This window comes from Pseudoduganella sp. R-32, assembly GCF_049913245.1.
Taxonomy (GTDB): Bacteria; Pseudomonadota; Gammaproteobacteria; order Burkholderiales; family Burkholderiaceae_D; genus Rugamonas.
In genome coordinates this window covers 6676195-6690905 of sequence record NZ_CP183987.1, presented here as the reverse complement: position 1 = coordinate 6690905, position 14711 = coordinate 6676195, and the positions used below count along the sequence as shown (strand labels likewise).

Sequence of the window (14711 nt, the reverse complement as noted above, 5' to 3'; positions counted from 1 at the left end):
GATGCGATTGCGGTACAAGATGATGACGGCCCTGCTGGCGACAGGGCTTGGTTCTGTGGCCCTGGTGGGCGCGGTCGCCTACGTCAGCGTAAACTACAAGGTCGACTCGCTGCGCCGGCAGCAGGCGGCAGAGCATTTCCATACCTACATGACGGCCTACCTGGCCGAGTATGGCGACTGGCAGACCGCCATCGCAACGGAATCCTTCGACCGCTTCGTGCGGCGCCAGGAAGGCGAGCGGCGTGGCGGCGCCGAGCTGCCCAGCGAAATGCTGGAGCGCATGCCGCCGCGCATCAACAACCAGGCGCGATATGCGCCGCCGCCGCAGGCCGGCATCTATGTGCCGCGCGAAGGCGGCGGACCACCGCCGGATCCGAACTTGCCTGCCGCGCGCCGCAGCAGCGGCACCCCCGCACCGGATGGAGGCTTCCCGCCGCCTGATTATCGCGGTGCGCCGCCAGATCCCACCTTGCCCGCTGTCCGGCGCCCGCCGCGCGATGGCTTTGGTCCTATGCCGGAAGCGCGAGAGCAGCACCCGCCGGGCGAGATTCCCGGTCCGCCGCCGCGCCGCGACGGACCGCCTCCGTTCCGCTTCATCCTGACCGATGCTGGCTACCGTGTGCTGCTTGGCGGCGGGCAGCTCCACTATGGCGAAGCACTGCCCGAAAACCTGCGTTCTTCGGCGCGTGCCATCGTGGTAAAGAACCAGACCGTCGCCTACATGTCCTCGGAGGGCACGCTGGCACCGACGCCGCAGGAACAGAAATACCTGGATGCCCTGTACAACTCGCTGTTGTGGGGCATTGCCGCCGCGGCAGGCCTGGCAACGCTGCTCGGCGTGCTGCTGAGCCGCGGCCTGTCGCGCAGCCTGAGCGGCCTTACCAGGGCCGCCAAGCGCATGCAGAAAGGCGAGCTGCGGCAGGAGGTGCCGGTGCAGGGCAAGGACGAAGTAGCCGCACTGGCAACTGCCTTCAACGCCATGAGCGCGCAACTGGCGCACAGCCACGAAGAGCTCAATACCTCGCACGCCACTATCCTCGAACAGGCGGAGCAGCTGCGCGAACTCAGTATCCGCGACGCCCTGACGCAACTCTATAACCGCCGTCACTTCGACGAGCAGGCCAACACCCTGTTCAACCAGGCGGTGCGGCACAAGCGCCCGCTGGCGCTGGTCATCTGCGATATCGACCACTTCAAGAAGATCAACGACACTTATTCGCATGCCACCGGCGACACTGTGCTGCGCCACGTCGGCAGCATCTTGCGCAAGCATATGCGCCTGTCGGACCTGGTTGCGCGCTACGGCGGCGAGGAGTTCGTCATGGCCTTCCCCGAAACCGGAGGACCGCAAGCTGTTGCCTTATGCGACAAGCTGCGTGCGCTGATTGAGGGCTTCCCATGGCATGAAGTACATCCGGACCTGAAGGTGACCATGAGCATGGGCGTCTACGCCGACATCGCGGCCGGCAGCGCCGAGACCATGCTGCAAAAGGCTGATGCGCTGCTTTACCGCGCAAAGGAATCGGGCCGCAACCGGGTCTGCCACGCTTGAAGCCAGGTGGTATCCTTGCCCTTTCATCAATGCATAGGACACGAACCAGTGCGTATCGTCTCAAGCTTCGTTCTCGCCGCAGCAATCAGCCAGCATGCCGTCGCAGCGCCTGACGTCATTCCGGTCGAACTGATTAACGGACTTCCATTCATCAACGTCGCGGTCGGGGCTGCGTCGACCCGTGCCATGTTCGATTCCGGCGGCAAGCTTGGCATATCGCTGCCTGCCGCGGTCATCGAGAAGGCGGGCACGGTCAAGGTCCTCGACGAGAAGAAGAAGTTCAAGGACATTCACGGCAACGTTTATGAGGTGCCGCGCCTCCTGGCTGAAAAAGTCATTGTTGGTTCGACCCTGCTCGCTCCGGTGGCCGGCCAGGCCCACACGACATGGGGCGGCGCTCCGGAAGGACCCGAAGCTGAACTGACACGGGCGCGTGAAGGCGGTGCGATCGGCCTTGAGGCATTCGCCAATTTCCCGCTGCTGTTCGATTACAAGAGGCGGACCATGTCGATCCTCGATGCCGAACAGGCGGCCCTGCTCGGGACGCCGGAGTGGCGCTCGCTTGATCTGCGATACGGCGGAGAAGGTCCGGTGGTAACCCTGGTCGCGGGCGGCAAACAGCTCAAGTTCGTGCTGGATACCGGCGCGCAGGTCAACCTTGTCAAGCGCGGCCTGGCTTGCAACACGGCTCAGGCTTGCGAGTTGCGCGACATCAGCGGATCGCTGATGCTGGATATGAAGGTCTATCACACCAACCTCGATGGCGCACCGTTTGACGGAATCCTGGGCGCGCCCTTTTTCCGCGGTCATCGCGTTGTGTTTGATGTGAAAGGCGGGAAGTTGTACGTCGCACCGAACAAGGCTTGAATGGAAACCGAATGAAAATTGTCCATCCTGCGGCGCTCGTCCTGGCGCTCGCCTTGATGCAGTCCCATGCGGCGGAGCCGGTGGCAAACTCGGCATCGATTCGCCAGGAGCATGGCGACAACGTGGCGGTCATCCGCGCGAGACCGGGAGCGCAGTCATGAACGGCGAAACGGTGGAGCTGAAGGACCGTATCGTCTACGTCAACGGACGCTCGTTCGGCACTGTTCCCCGCGACTGTGAGATCAAATACGTCGTGTCCGGTGAGAAGCGGACCCTGTATGTCGACGGCAAGATCCGCGAACGGCTAGCGGGCAAATAAGTCGCCGGCAGAAAAGATGCGGTTCATCTCTTTGGCCGGAATGGCCTCTTCTGCATAGCTGAAAGTGCCGGAAGACTGCACTTCGGTTGCCGCGCGCAGCAAGGCGCCATAAGCTGCGCGGGCCAGCGAACCGCCCAAGCTCACGCGGGCCACGCCAAGCTCGCGCAGTTCGTCAACAGTGAGCTGGACACCCTGGAATCCCATGATCACGTTCAGCGGCCGGTCAACTGAGGACACGATGGCACGGATATCGTCTTTCGACTGGATGCCAGGCGCGAACAGCACGTCCGCGCCCGCTTCCTGGTAGGCCTGCAGGCGCTGGATCGTGTCCCTGAGGTCCGGGCGCCCGTATAGGTAGTTTTCCGCGCGAGCCGTCAGCATGAATTTGAAGCCGAGCGACCGGGCTGCCTGTGCCGCTGCGCGAATCCTTTCGGCAGCCAGGCCGATATCGTAGACCGGCTGGCCGGCATTGCCGCTGGCATCCTCGATGGAACCGCCGACCACACCCGCCCTGGCAGCTTCGATGATGGCCCGGGCTGCCGCTTCCGGTGCGTCTCCGAAGCCGTTCTGCAGGTCCGCAGAGACTGGAAGGTCGGTGGCGGCGGCCAGCTCGGCCAAGTGCGGCATCATGGCCTGCGCGTCGACACTCAGGTCGCTGCGCCCTTGGGAAAAAGCGTAGCCGGCGCCGGTGGAGGCCAGCGCCCTGAAGCCGAGATGCTGCAGCAATCGCGCCGAGCCGCAATCCCACGGGTTGGGAATGACAAAACAGGCGCCGTTCCTATGCAGTGCTTCGAACTCCTTCGATTTCTCAAGCTGGCTTTTCATGATGTCCTCAAATTGGCGGAAGCCCGTGCATGGCGCGGGCCTTGTTGCATTCAGGGGTGTATTCGGTGAAGTCGCGGCAGGTGGAGGAGCGTTCGGCGTAGATGCTGCAGCCGACAGCCTTGCCCACCTCCCCTTCAAGCGCGATGCAGCGCACCGGCCTGGATTCCGTGCCGCGCATGGCGGCACGGTGAGGCGTGATGGGTACCGTCAGGTGTGCGGGAACAGCTTCGCCCCAGTAGAACGAAACCCTGAAACTGGCGCAGCATGCGCCGCAGCTTTGGCAGTGCGACATCCCATTCCTCAATCACCGTTTGCAACGTTGCGAACAATCGCTTCACTATGAACGATGATTTTATCCGCATCTGCCTGGAGCAGGCGGATGCGTCGCTGCACCAGCGGCCAGCCGGACCAGGCGACTTCCGGCTCGGCAAGCGGCTCGCGGCGCAGCGGTGCTGCCGGAGGCGTGGCGCCGGTATGGCGCGACAGTGCCACCGTCAGCGTGCGGCATACGGAGGCGTGGCTGGCATCCAGCATGGCATTTACCGCATCGCTCGGGATGTCGCGCACGTGGCGGCGCAGGATCGCGCGCAGGGCGGCAACGTGCGCCACCAGCAAGTAGTTCTGCACGATGAACAGGTTGATGTCCTCCGCCGCGCGCTGCTTGCTTTCCGGCTCATCCAGCATGCGCACCAGCGCGGCGCTCAGCGCGGCCAGCGAATCCATCAGCCGCTTGCGCTGGATGCGATAAATGAAGTCGTTGCGGTACTTCCCTTGCAGCAGGTCGAAGCTGGCTTCCATATAGCTCAGGTTCACCGACAGCACTTGCCTGATCAGGTGCGGCAGCGATTGGTATTCCCAGTTCGCGAGCACGAAGCTGAAGGCAGTCGCGATCGCGGCGCCGACGAAGGTGTCCACCAGGCGCTCGGAGATCAGGTTGCTGCTTGGCGCGACCAGGTACATCCACAGCAGGATCATCACCGACACTGCAATCGCCGCGTAGCGGTAGCGCAGGTAGATGAAGGTCGGGGTGGCGATGCAGGACAGCACCAGCACCGTCAGGATTGCCGCCGGGTGGTCCATGAACTTCAGCACCACGGCCGTGATGATGCAGCCGATGATGGTGCCGACAATGCGGTCCGAGCGGCGCTGCTTGGTCATGCTGAAGCTGGGCTTCAGGATGATAACGATGGTCAGCACGATCCAGTAGCTGTGTGCCTTGTACGGCAGCATCGCGCCGATCGCCAGCCCGGCGGCAATCGCCATCGATACCCGCAAGGCGAAACGGAAGATCGGCGAATCCATGCGGAAGTGCGACAGCATGAGCTGCAGTTCGTACTTCTGCTGCGACAGGAAGGGCTGCATGTCCATGTCGCGCCAGAACGGCGTGTCTTCGTAGACCTTCTGGCTCGACACGTGCAGCTCGCCGATCATGCGGATGATGGCGGTGATCTTGTTGCGCTGCGCGCGCAGCACGGTGACCGCTTCACGCCGCGGCTTGCCGGCATCCAGGTCGTCCTGCAGGCCGGCGATCTGCTGCTCGAGCGCCGCCAGTTCGGGCGTGTAGTCGACTTCCGGGTAGGAAGCGCGCTTGCGGGTCACGGCATACGCGACGGATTCGATATCGCGCGCCGCCTTGTACGCCAGGCCGTGCAGGGTGCGCAGCGCGGGCGAGTCGAGCAGGTGGGTACGCAGCGCCGCATAATCGGTGTGCGTGGCGAGCACCTGCTCGTACAGGTCCAGCATGCAGACGTGGATCTGCACCACCACCGCATCCTTGCGGTTGTTGTGCGCGCGCAGGATCAGGTCGCGCGAGGCCTGCTGGCGGTCGGCCAGCAAGGCCTGGTGGCGCACCAGCTTGTTGAACTGCTCGGTGAGGTTGTAGCGCGTGTCGTAGAAGTCGGCCTTGATGTCGATATAGGCCGCCAGCTCAAACAGCGCCTCCGCCAGCACCTGCTGCTTGATGCGGTGGCGCAGCACCCAGGCAATGCCCATGGCATACGCCAGGTAAGCCAGTGCGCCAAGCATGAACAGGCCGGCGTGCGCGAACGACTGCGCCGGCGTCAGCACATGCTCGGTCGACATGGTCATGATGAACAGCGTCGCCAGTTGCAGCGGCATCGACTTCTTGCCATACACGACCATCATGCTGGCGAAGAAGCTCACCGCCACCAGCATCGGCATCAGCAGCCAGTAATAAGGCCCGCACAGGCTGATCAGCAGGGTGACGGCGGTGCATAGCAGCACCGATGCCATCATCTCGTTGAATTTGTGGCGCAGCGGGCTTGGCATGTCCATCAACGCAGTGCACAGCGCGCCAATGCCGATCGACATCGCGGTATGCGTGTCGGTCAGCCACATGGCCAGCGCAATAACGCCCACCAGGCCGGCGCCGAAGCGCAGGCCCAAGTGGAAGTAGTGACTGTAGAAGAAGGTGCGGGGGTCTAGTGCGTAGTGCATGGTCCCCGTCTTACACAATCGACAGGACAGGGTAGCGGCGCCATTCCGGCTCGCGCTGTCGCTGGCAGTTGTGGAAGATGAAGTGCAGCACTGCGTCCTTGTCCTTCACCAGCGCCGGGTTGGCGGCTTTCCAGTTCTCGAACTTGGCTTTGGTTTCCGGTTCGGCAGCCAGGATGTCGGCGGCCAGGTCTTCAAACACGTAGTCGGAGATGTTCTCCTTGCGCTCCAGGACGGAGTTGAATAAGCCCCAGCGGAAGAAGGAATCGTGGCCTTGCGGTTCCAGGGTCTCGACGGCGTAGCGCGCGTTGTCCTGGTCCAGCGAGATGTACCAGTCGCCGGCCCTCAGCTCGAACGTGCCCTCGCGCTTTTCGACTTCCACTTCGTCGTGGAACATGTGGCCTTCGTAGGCGGTCGGGCGCGATGTCACGCTGTTGATGTGGTAGTACTGGGCCTGCACCGTGGTCGGCGCTTCGATGCGTGTCATCTGCACGCCGTTCCACTGCAGGCGCTCGACCGCTTCGCGCCATTGCTGCGGCACGACGTAGGCCTTCGGCGCCCTGATCACTGCATCGGCGGGGAAGCGGTTGAACCACTTGATGTCGCGCGCCCATGGCTTGCTGCGGTCGTAGGACAGGCGGATGTAGTCGCCCAGCCTGGACGGGCTGCGCTGCGCCTCGTAGCCCTTGAAGTGGAAGGTGCCTGGATTCTCTTCGTCCATGCGCCAGGTGACGGCCCATTCCTTTTGCTTGCGCTGCGCGGCCTTGGTGGCCGCGCGCAAGGCCTTGATCTGTTCGCCGTGCTTGACGGTGAAGTTGCGCACGGTGTCGACCAGGGCGCGCATCGACTCGTAGCGGTCGGCGTAAGGCTTCAGCATATGCGTCTCCGGCATGAAGCCGATGATGTTATGCAGGGCGGTGAAGCCGGTCGAGAAGCGTGCGGTTTCCAAGAAGTCGGCGATGCCGTCATCCGGGGTTTCCACCACAGGGTTCACGTAAGGGCAGGTCGGCCACCCGGCGGCGGCCATGTCCTCATAGATCTGCGGCAGCATGGTGTCGCGCAGGAAGGCACCCAGTTCACCACCCAGCTTGTCGCATTGGGTGTGGATCAGGGTCATGGTGTAGCTGTAGTCGGCGCCGTTGGAAGTGTGGGTGTCGACCATCACGTCCGGGTCCCAGGCGGTGATCAGCTGGTTGAAGAACTTCGCGTTCAGCGTGTCGCATTTGACGAAGTCGCGGTTCAGGTCCAGGTGGCGGCTGTTGCCGCGGAAGCCGAACATCTCCGGGCCGTCCTGGTTGGCGCGCGAGGTGTTCTGGCGATTCAGGCAGCCGTCCACGTTATAGACTGGGACGAACAGCAGCACGGTCTTGCCCAGGCTTGCCAGCAGCTCCGGCTTGAAGCACAGGTCGCGCACGGTCGCCATGCAGGAGTCGATGCCTTCCGGCTCGCCAGGATGGATGCCGTTGTTGTTGAAGAAGACCGTACGGCCTTCACGCTTGATCGTTTCGCGGTCGAAAACGCCGTCGGCGCTGACCACGCCCACATGCAGGGGGATGCCGCCGTCCGACTCGGCTGCCTGTTCAAATTTCAGGATATTCGGGAAGCGGCGTGCCAGTTCTTCGTAGAAGGCGATGCACTCGGTCCAGAGGGTAGTCTGGTTCTTATTGCCTTTTTCGTAAGGCGTGAGCATTTCTTGCATGGTCTGGATCTCAGGTTTCTGCATGTGGGGGATCAGCGATTTTACCATTTGGCCCCGGGTTCAGCCCTTGCGGCCATTAGCCTCCACCCATTTCGCGAAAGCGGCGGCCCAGCCGGCCAGCACTTCCCTGGTCTTGTCGTTATTGACCTTGCCGTCTTCGCCGAGCAGGTTCTGGCCGGTGCCAATGTAGACCTCCGGGCCGGCCATGACGGGCGCGTTCAGCGTCACCATGGACTGGCGCACCTGCATATTGGCCGCAAAACCACCCACCGCTCCGATGGAGGCGGAAATCACGCCTACCGGATTGGCAGCCCAGATGCTCTTGCCCCATGGACGCGAGCCGACGTCGATGGCGTTCTTCAGGGCGCCGGGCGTGCCGCGGTTGTATTCCGGCGTCGCGAAGACCACGCCGTCCACATTGCGCAGTTTGTCGCGGAAGGCAGTCCAGGCGGCAGGCGGAGTGTTGGCGTCGTCCAGGTCCTGGTTGTACAGCGGCAGGTCGCCGATGTCGACGAACTCGAATTGCAGCTCGGCCGGCGCCACTTCCACCAGCGCGTTGGCGAATTTGCGGTTCAGCGAATCCTTGCGCAGGCTGCCGACGATGAGGGCGATTTTCTTGGTCATGGTGTGGCTCCTTGTAAAACAGACAATGTACATCAAGCGGGGAAAACATGCGCGTCCTGTCGCAGCGCGTCATACAGGAACTGGCTGAGGGCCTTGATGCGCGCCACGTTGCGCAAGTCGCGGTGGCTCAGCACCCAGAGCTGGGTATGGAAGCGCGGGTCGGGCGGGGCCAACTGCTCCAGCGCGCGCTCGCGGTCGGCCAGCATGCACAGCAGGGGCGCCACGCCCATGCCGTTGCGCGCGGCGTCGACCATGGTCACCAGGCTGTCGGTGCGCACCGCCACTTGCGATGGCGGCACGCGCTCGGCCAGCCATTGGGCCGCCGCCAGGTGGGACAGGCTGTCGTCCGGCGCCACCCAACGGTGCGCCGCCCAGTCGTCGCGTGCGATGCCCTCGCGATCGGCGCGGCGCAGGTAGGCGTGGGAGGCATACAGCGCCGTCGCCAGGGCACCCACCTTGCGTCCGACCAGGTTGGCCGGCGGCGTGTTCGACGGACGCAGCGCCATGTCGGCTTCGCGCTGGGTGAGGTTAAGGAAGCTGTTGTTGACAACCAGTTGCAGCTGCACCGCAGGGTGGGCTTCCTGGAAGCGGTGCAGGTAAGGCATCAGCAGGCCATGCGCCAGCGTGTCGGTGGTGGTCAGGCGGATGGCGCCGCGCAGTTCTTCATCCAGGCCGCCCACTTCGCGCTGGGCGCTGCCGATTTCCTCCTCGATGGGGCCAAGGCGGCCGCGCAGGGTCTCGCCAGCGCCGGTCATCACATAGCCGGACTGCAGGCGTTCGAACAGGCGCACGCCGAGCGACTGCTCCAGGCTATCGATCCGGCGCAGCACGGTGGAATGGTTGACGCCTAGCTCACGGGCTGCGGCCGAGATGGAACCGCCGCGCGCGACGGCAGCGAAGTAGCGCAAGTCCTCCCAGTCAAGTTTCTGCATATTTGCTTAACCGTTCTGCTGTTTTAGGGAATTTTAATGCGTTTTTGCGGGGCATACACTGGGCTCCATCAAAACACGAAAGGAGCCGACCATGCTAACCCTGTACACCGCCGACACGCCCAACGGGCAAAAGATCACCATCGCGCTGGAAGAACTGGGCCTGCCGCACAAGGTACACCATGTGAACCTGTCCGCGGGCGAGCAACACCAGCCGCCGTTCAGTGCCATGAGCCCGAACCACAAGATTCCGCTGCTGGTGGACGACACCACGCCGGTCTTCGAATCGGGCGCGATCCTGATCCACTTGGCCGACAAGGCCGGCAAGCTGCTGCCGGCCTCCGGCGTGGAGCGCAGCGTGGCGCTGCAATGGCTGTTCCTGCAGGTGGGACATATCGGGCCGATGCTAGGGCAGTTGTGGTTCTTCCGCCATGGCGTTGCCAAGGGAAGTCCGCGCAACGAGCAGGCGCTGGAACGCTACGGCCGCGAGACCTTGCGCTTGCTGGGTGTGTTCGAAGAACGCCTGCACGACAAGGCCTTCCTGGCGGGCGACGAATACACGATTGCCGATATTGCCAGCTTCCCGTGGATACGCTCGCACCACGAGCTGGGCGTCACGCTGGCTGATTTCCCGGCGGTGGCGGATTGGGTCGAGCGCATAGGCGCGCGTCCGGCCGTGCAGCGCGGCCTGGCCGCAGCAAAGCCATGATTGCCGCGTGGGGCCTGTTGCTGGCAGCGGCGCTAGTGGACATCGCCATGGCCGTAGCGCTCAAGCACGCCGAAGGCTGGACCCGGCTCTGGCCCAGCCTCTTCGGCCTGGCGTTCGCCAACGGCGCGATCGTGCTGCTGGCGATGGCCCTGCGCCAACTGCCGGTCGGCACAGCGTTTGCGGTCTTTACGGGAATTGGAGCGGCAGGCGCCGCCCTGGTAGGAATCGTCGCATACGGCGAAAGTGCCACACCGTTGCGGCTGTTGCTAATCGCCGCCATCATCGCCAGCATCGCCGGCCTCAAGCTCACAAACGGCTGAGCCCGTGTCACACCATGGGGTCACACCCCGAGAGTGACACGGGCTCAGCCGTGTAATGCTTGTGTTCGTGTCACACTTGGGGTGTGACCCCAAGGTGTGACACGAGCTGGGCCGTGGATTACTCGGCGTTCATTTCCTTCAGCAGGTTGTCGGCCTTGTCGATGTACTTCATGTTCCACAGCATGTAGCGCAGGTCGACCTGGATGTCGCGGGTCTTGGCTTTGTTGAAGTCCCAGTCCGAGATGATCGAGTCGAGCGTGCCGTCGAACGCCAGGCCTACCAGCTCGGCTTTCGAGTTCAGCGCGGCGGAACCGGAGTTGCCGCCGGTGATGTCCAGCGTGGCCAGGAAGTTCACCGGCACCGACTTCAGCTTGGGATCGACGTATTTGCCGAACTGCTTCTTGTTGATCGCGTCGAGCTGCGCTTGCGGGGCGTTGAACTCGCCTTCGCCGGTGGCCTTGGCTTTCACGCCTGCCACGGTGGTGAAGGCGGACCAGCCGGTGGTGCCGTCAGCGCCTTCCGCGCGGCTGGCGATCTTGCCGAACGTCACCCGCAGGGTGCTGTTCGCGTCAGGATATACCGCCTGGCCTTTCGAATTCATGAAGGCGATCTTGGCCTTCATGTAGTTCGCGTAGGACTGCTGGATCTTGCCGGCCAGTTCTTCGTTGGCGGCTTCCTGCTTCATGCCTTCGTCGTACAGTGCCACGGCTGCCTTGATGAAGGCGTCGTCGCTGGCCTTGAAGTCTTCCGGCTTCTTGCCCAGCCAGGAGGCGCGGAACTCGCCGTCTTCCAGCTTGGAGCCGGCGTACAGCTTGTCCAGCGCGGCCGACAGTTCGGCTTCGCTCATGCCGGCCTTGATGCCCAGCACGGCGTCGAATACAGCGTTGTGTTCGGCCGCCGGCTGTGCGTTGTATTGCTTCAGGTTGTTCAGCACGATCGCCTTGTCGACCTTGGCCACATACGTCTTGTTGGCGCCTTTGACGGATTGCTCGATGCGCTTGACGTCGCGTTCCTGGTAGCCGGCTTTGCGGTCGGCGTTAGGCTTGGTGCTTTCGTTGGCCAGGCGGTACATCGCGCGCGCCACGGTCAGCATGGCTGGCGAGGAGCGGTCGTAGAAGAAGTCGCGCTTGTTCTCGGCGTCGCGCTGGGCGATCAGCTTTTCCACGGCTTCCAGGTCGGCGCCGAAGCTTGCCTTGCGCTTGGCGTCGGCGTTCACCCATGCCTTCAGTGCTGCATGTTCGGCGGTCTTGCGCTCGAGGACATCGCTGCCTTCGTAGCTGTTCAACATGCCCTTGCGGTTCTTGTAGTAGTTGTTGATGTTGGCGACGCGGCCGGCCACCTTCAGGGCCGCATCGCGGTCGCCCTTGGTTTCGCGGTCGATGATGGCCAGGGTCTCATTCGAGTTCTGGATGAAGGCCGGGTATTCGAAGCCGAAGGTGTTCGACACTTCGGACGGCAGGCGGTGGCGGTTGGTGCGACCAGGGTAGCCCAGCACCATCACGAAGTCGCCTTCCTTCACGCCTTCTTTCGCCAGCTTCAGGAACGACTTGGGCTCGTAAGGCACGTTGTCCTTGGAGTAGTCGGCGGCCTTGCCGTCTTTGCTCACGTAGGCGCGGTAGAAGCCGTAGTCGCCGGTGTGGCGCGGCCACATCCAGTTGTCGGTGTCACCGCCGAATTTGCCGACGCCGGCTGCCGGTGCGTGCACCAGGCGCACGTCGCGGATTTCCAGCTGCTTGATCTGGTAGAACTCCAGGCCGCCGTAGAAGGACGACACCGTGCAGCGGTGGCCTTCATCCTTTTCGCATTCCGCTACCAGGGCCTTCTGGTTCTTCTCGATCGCGTCCACGCGCGCCTTGCCCTGCAGCTTGGCCACTTCCGGGGTGATGACCTTGTCGGTGACGTTCAGCACTTCCTTGGTCACGAACACGCGGCTGCCCGGCGCGGCCGGCAGTTCCTGGTCGAGGCTGTGCGCCACGAAGCCGTTGGCCAGCAGGTCGCGTTCCTTGGTGGAGTTGACCGCCACGCTGTTGTACACGCAGTGGTGGTTGGTCACGACCAGGCCCTGCGGCGACACGAAGGACGCGGAGCAGCCGCCCAGGCTGACGATGGCGTTCATCGGGAACTCGGTCAGCTTGGTCAGCGAGGCTGGGTCCAGCTTCAGGCCGGCGGCTTTCAGTTGCTTGGCTACTTGTGGCAGTTGCTGCGGCATCCACATGCCTTCGTCTGCGAAGGCTGCGGAGGTGGTGCTCAGGACGGCGAGCGCGAGGAGTGATTTTTTCATGGATCGTGAATTGGTTGTTGTGGCAGCCTTTTTTGCAGGCGCCCTAGAGTATCGGCACGGCGGCGCCTGGCGTCAACACCAAAAAAACGGCCCAAAACTGAAGAAAATTTGCCGGGATGTTGAATTGTTGCACTGCGGCATTGGTTGTGTCAGCGCAAGTGGAGGTAGAGTTCGGTGGCCAGCGTCGAGAGCCAGGAGGTAAGGATCAGGATCGTCAGGCGGTCGAACTTGCGATCCATTCGCGCGATCAGCTCATCGTGGCGCCGCCGCCCTTCCGCATTCAGGGCATCGCTGCGTGCTAGCTGATGTTCAAATTTCGCTTCGCCCTGCGCGTGCTCGGCATCCATCCGGGCTAACTGGCGCTCGTATTTCGCGTCGGCCTGCACTTGCGCAGCATCCATCCGCTTCAGGATGTCTCGAAATTGCTCCCGAGTAAGTTCTGTCCATCAAGCGCTTTTTCGACATTGCTGATACGGTCATGCTCCGTCGGTCCCTGTGCCATCGCAGCCTCCCTTGCTATTGGTGCTGCGTGGGACGCCAGATACCACGGGAAGTTCCGCAAAGGCGAAAAAAAAGCCAGCGCCGCAGCGCTGGCCTGTGAGGAATCTTTACGCCCTATCTGACCCGTCCGCGGAAGACCAGGTTCACGATCGCCAGCAGGATCACCGCCCCGAGGAACGAGACCGCCAGCGACAGTACGCTGAAATCGTCCGTATTGATGGTGCCTGTTCCGAATAGCGGCGACAACAGCCAGCCGCCCAGGAGAGCGCCGACGATACCGACCACCACGTTGAGGAACATGCCCTGTTGCGCGTCCGTTTTCATGACCAGGCTGGCCAGCCAGCCCAGGATGCCGCCAATCACAATCCAGATAATGAAGTTCATATCCGCCCCCCTTATTGTTGATGATTCCAGTGTAGGACATGCGCGGACGGATATTCCGTGCGCGAACGTACAGATATGCAGGGCGCTGCGGCCTATCGTGTCCGGGACTCATGCAAAAAAGGGGGAATTCCCATGAACACTGCAGACAAGCAATCCCGCATGGTGACCGGCCTGTTTCGTGACCGCAACAGCGCCGAGCGTGCCTGGCAGCACGCCACCTCCCGCGGTTACGGCAAGGACGACATCAACGTCGTCATGAGCGACGATACCCGCCAGCGCTATTTCAGCGGCGAGCCGGGTACGGAGCTGGGTTCGAAAGCAGGGGAAGGCGCCGGCATTGGCGCCAGCGTTGGCGGTGCGATCGGCGCCGCCCTCGCTGCCGTGGCGGCCATGGGCACCACTCTGGTGCTGCCCGGCCTTGGCGTCGTGGTGGCTGGTCCGCTGGCAGCCGCGCTGGCAGGCGCCGGCGCTGGCGGCGTGGCCGGCGGCTTGGTGGGCGCCCTGATCGGCGCCGGCATCCCTGAAGAACGCATCAAGCACTATGAAGAAGGCATCCGCTCCGGCGGCATCCTGATGGGCGTGCATACGCGCGATTCGGTCGACGCGGCCGATATTGAAAGCGCGTGGAAAGAGAGTGAAGGCGAGCACGTGGTGGGCGTCGGCGTCGGCACCACCGGCGGCGCGCTGGCTGGCGCTGCTGCCGGCTCACCTGCGGGCCTGCCGGGCATGGTGGCCGGCGCCGTAATCGGCGGCGTAGCGGGCGCCTTTGTCGGCAAGGGGACGGCGGAAATCGTCAACCCGAAAGCGGAGGACGATGAGGATGACCACAACCTCGCCACCGGCGTCGGTGCGGGCGGCGGAGCGGCAGCCGGCATTGCAGCCGGTGCGGCGGCCGGGCCGGTCGGCATGGCTGCGGGCGGCGCCATCGGCGCGCTGGCTGGCGGCATGGCAGGCCAGGGCATCGGCACCCTGCTCAACCCGAGCGAAGAACGGGTCTACTGGCAGGACCACTACCGCAACGAAGCCTACTTCAACCCGACCTTCGACTACGACGATTACGAGCCAGCCTACATGCTCGGCTACACCGCACGCCAACGCTATCGCGGCACGTGGGAGGAGCTGAAAGACCAGCTGGAACGTGACTGGGAAACGGTGAAGGGCAAATCGCGCATGGCATGGGAACACGCCAGGGATGCGGTGCGCGCGGCCTACGAGCGGGAACTCCCGTAACGGCCGCGTTCGTGTCA

16 protein-coding genes are annotated in these 14711 nt (G+C 63.4%); 7 read left to right on the top strand and 9 right to left on the bottom strand.

From position 1 onward, the window contains the following. The first annotated feature begins 1 nt into the window (after window position 1). From ACN9MU_RS30660 to ACN9MU_RS30645, 4 genes are read left to right on the top strand one after another with little or no spacing between them, the layout of a single operon-like run. Window positions 2-1552, top strand: coding sequence for a diguanylate cyclase (locus ACN9MU_RS30660; protein WP_426165892.1), 1551 nt, complete (start codon window positions 2-4; stop codon window positions 1550-1552). Window positions 1553-1600: 48 nt separating this feature from the next. Beyond that, window positions 1601-2419: a hypothetical protein gene (locus ACN9MU_RS30655; RefSeq protein ID WP_426343892.1), complete on the top strand. Its 819-nt coding sequence runs from the start codon at window positions 1601-1603 to the stop codon at window positions 2417-2419. A gap of 11 nt (window positions 2420-2430) precedes the next feature. Continuing rightward, complete coding sequence (locus ACN9MU_RS30650; protein ID WP_426343891.1) at window positions 2431-2580, top strand: hypothetical protein; 150 nt, start codon at window positions 2431-2433, stop codon at window positions 2578-2580. After that, complete coding sequence (locus ACN9MU_RS30645) at window positions 2577-2738, top strand: hypothetical protein (protein ID WP_426343890.1); 162 nt, start codon at window positions 2577-2579, stop codon at window positions 2736-2738. The genes ACN9MU_RS30650 and ACN9MU_RS30645 overlap by 4 nt, the downstream gene beginning before the upstream one ends. Here ACN9MU_RS30645 and ACN9MU_RS30640 read toward each other — a convergent pair. The 6 genes from ACN9MU_RS30640 to ACN9MU_RS30615 are packed head-to-tail and all read right to left on the bottom strand — an operon-like array spanning window position 2724 to window position 9272. After that, the gene (locus ACN9MU_RS30640) at window positions 2724-3563 is read right to left on the bottom strand and encodes an isocitrate lyase/PEP mutase family protein (protein WP_426165886.1); all 840 of its coding nucleotides are present in this window, start codon (window positions 3561-3563) and stop codon (window positions 2724-2726) included. The genes ACN9MU_RS30645 and ACN9MU_RS30640 overlap by 15 nt on opposite strands. Window positions 3564-3570: 7 nt before the next feature. Further along, the gene (locus tag ACN9MU_RS30635; protein ID WP_426165884.1) at window positions 3571-3855 is read right to left on the bottom strand and encodes a YkgJ family cysteine cluster protein; all 285 of its coding nucleotides are present in this window, start codon (window positions 3853-3855) and stop codon (window positions 3571-3573) included. Between the two features lie 8 nt (window positions 3856-3863). Further along, entirely contained in the window at window positions 3864-6020 is a 2157-nt protein-coding gene (locus tag ACN9MU_RS30630) for an FUSC family membrane protein (protein ID WP_426343889.1), read from the bottom strand. Window positions 6021-6030: 10 nt separating this feature from the next. Beyond that, window positions 6031-7740 carry a M14 family zinc carboxypeptidase gene (locus tag ACN9MU_RS30625; protein ID WP_426343888.1) on the bottom strand — a complete coding sequence of 570 codons (1710 nt, stop codon included), beginning with the start codon at window positions 7738-7740 and terminating at the stop codon, window positions 6031-6033. Window positions 7741-7776: 36 nt separating this feature from the next. Beyond that, the gene (locus ACN9MU_RS30620; RefSeq protein ID WP_426343887.1) at window positions 7777-8340 is read right to left on the bottom strand and encodes an NADPH-dependent FMN reductase; all 564 of its coding nucleotides are present in this window, start codon (window positions 8338-8340) and stop codon (window positions 7777-7779) included. 32 nt (window positions 8341-8372) lie between these two features. Then, the gene (locus tag ACN9MU_RS30615; protein ID WP_426343886.1) at window positions 8373-9272 is read right to left on the bottom strand and encodes a LysR family transcriptional regulator; all 900 of its coding nucleotides are present in this window, start codon (window positions 9270-9272) and stop codon (window positions 8373-8375) included. A gap of 91 nt (window positions 9273-9363) precedes the next feature. Between ACN9MU_RS30615 and ACN9MU_RS30610 the strand changes: the two genes are divergently transcribed. Both ACN9MU_RS30610 and ACN9MU_RS30605 read left to right on the top strand, forming a co-directional pair. After that, window positions 9364-9978: a glutathione S-transferase family protein gene (locus ACN9MU_RS30610; protein ID WP_426165874.1), complete on the top strand. Its 615-nt coding sequence runs from the start codon at window positions 9364-9366 to the stop codon at window positions 9976-9978. After that, window positions 9975-10298, top strand: coding sequence for a DMT family transporter (locus ACN9MU_RS30605; protein WP_426165872.1), 324 nt, complete (start codon window positions 9975-9977; stop codon window positions 10296-10298). The genes ACN9MU_RS30610 and ACN9MU_RS30605 overlap by 4 nt, the downstream gene beginning before the upstream one ends. A 118-nt stretch (window positions 10299-10416) precedes the next feature. Here ACN9MU_RS30605 and ACN9MU_RS30600 read toward each other — a convergent pair whose 3' ends face one another. From ACN9MU_RS30600 to ACN9MU_RS30590, 3 genes are all read right to left on the bottom strand, one after another. Continuing rightward, on the bottom strand, window positions 10417-12579 hold the full coding sequence (locus ACN9MU_RS30600; protein WP_426343885.1) for a S46 family peptidase: 2163 nt from the start codon (window positions 12577-12579) through the stop codon (window positions 10417-10419). Between the two features lie 149 nt (window positions 12580-12728). After that, window positions 12729-12980: a hypothetical protein gene (locus ACN9MU_RS30595; protein WP_426165868.1), complete on the bottom strand. Its 252-nt coding sequence runs from the start codon at window positions 12978-12980 to the stop codon at window positions 12729-12731. A gap of 214 nt (window positions 12981-13194) precedes the next feature. Further along, the gene (locus tag ACN9MU_RS30590) at window positions 13195-13464 is read right to left on the bottom strand and encodes a GlsB/YeaQ/YmgE family stress response membrane protein (protein WP_130309989.1); all 270 of its coding nucleotides are present in this window, start codon (window positions 13462-13464) and stop codon (window positions 13195-13197) included. Window positions 13465-13596: 132 nt separating this feature from the next. Between ACN9MU_RS30590 and ACN9MU_RS30585 the strand changes: the two genes are divergently transcribed. After that, the gene (locus ACN9MU_RS30585) at window positions 13597-14694 is read left to right on the top strand and encodes a hypothetical protein (RefSeq protein ID WP_426165866.1); all 1098 of its coding nucleotides are present in this window, start codon (window positions 13597-13599) and stop codon (window positions 14692-14694) included. The last annotated feature ends 17 nt before the right edge of the window (window positions 14695-14711 follow it).

Coding starts and splice junctions, on each gene's coding strand:
- ACN9MU_RS30660 (WP_426165892.1), top strand. CDS start 2: ATGCGATTGCGGTACAAGATGATGACGGCCCTGCTGGCGACAGGGCTT.
- ACN9MU_RS30630 (WP_426343889.1), bottom strand. CDS start 6,020: ATGCACTACGCACTAGACCCCCGCACCTTCTTCTACAGTCACTACTTC.
- ACN9MU_RS30610 (WP_426165874.1), top strand. CDS start 9,364: ATGCTAACCCTGTACACCGCCGACACGCCCAACGGGCAAAAGATCACC.
- ACN9MU_RS30640 (WP_426165886.1), bottom strand. CDS start 3,563: ATGAAAAGCCAGCTTGAGAAATCGAAGGAGTTCGAAGCACTGCATAGG.
- ACN9MU_RS30595 (WP_426165868.1), bottom strand. CDS start 12,980: ATGGATGCTGCGCAAGTGCAGGCCGACGCGAAATACGAGCGCCAGTTA.
- ACN9MU_RS30615 (WP_426343886.1), bottom strand. CDS start 9,272: ATGCAGAAACTTGACTGGGAGGACTTGCGCTACTTCGCTGCCGTCGCG.
- ACN9MU_RS30585 (WP_426165866.1), top strand. CDS start 13,597: ATGAACACTGCAGACAAGCAATCCCGCATGGTGACCGGCCTGTTTCGT.
- ACN9MU_RS30590 (WP_130309989.1), bottom strand. CDS start 13,464: ATGAACTTCATTATCTGGATTGTGATTGGCGGCATCCTGGGCTGGCTG.
- ACN9MU_RS30605 (WP_426165872.1), top strand. CDS start 9,975: ATGATTGCCGCGTGGGGCCTGTTGCTGGCAGCGGCGCTAGTGGACATC.
- ACN9MU_RS30645 (WP_426343890.1), top strand. CDS start 2,577: ATGAACGGCGAAACGGTGGAGCTGAAGGACCGTATCGTCTACGTCAAC.
- ACN9MU_RS30600 (WP_426343885.1), bottom strand. CDS start 12,579: ATGAAAAAATCACTCCTCGCGCTCGCCGTCCTGAGCACCACCTCCGCA.
- ACN9MU_RS30625 (WP_426343888.1), bottom strand. CDS start 7,740: ATGCAGAAACCTGAGATCCAGACCATGCAAGAAATGCTCACGCCTTAC.
- ACN9MU_RS30650 (WP_426343891.1), top strand. CDS start 2,431: ATGAAAATTGTCCATCCTGCGGCGCTCGTCCTGGCGCTCGCCTTGATG.
- ACN9MU_RS30620 (WP_426343887.1), bottom strand. CDS start 8,340: ATGACCAAGAAAATCGCCCTCATCGTCGGCAGCCTGCGCAAGGATTCG.
- ACN9MU_RS30635 (WP_426165884.1), bottom strand. CDS start 3,855: ATGTCGCACTGCCAAAGCTGCGGCGCATGCTGCGCCAGTTTCAGGGTT.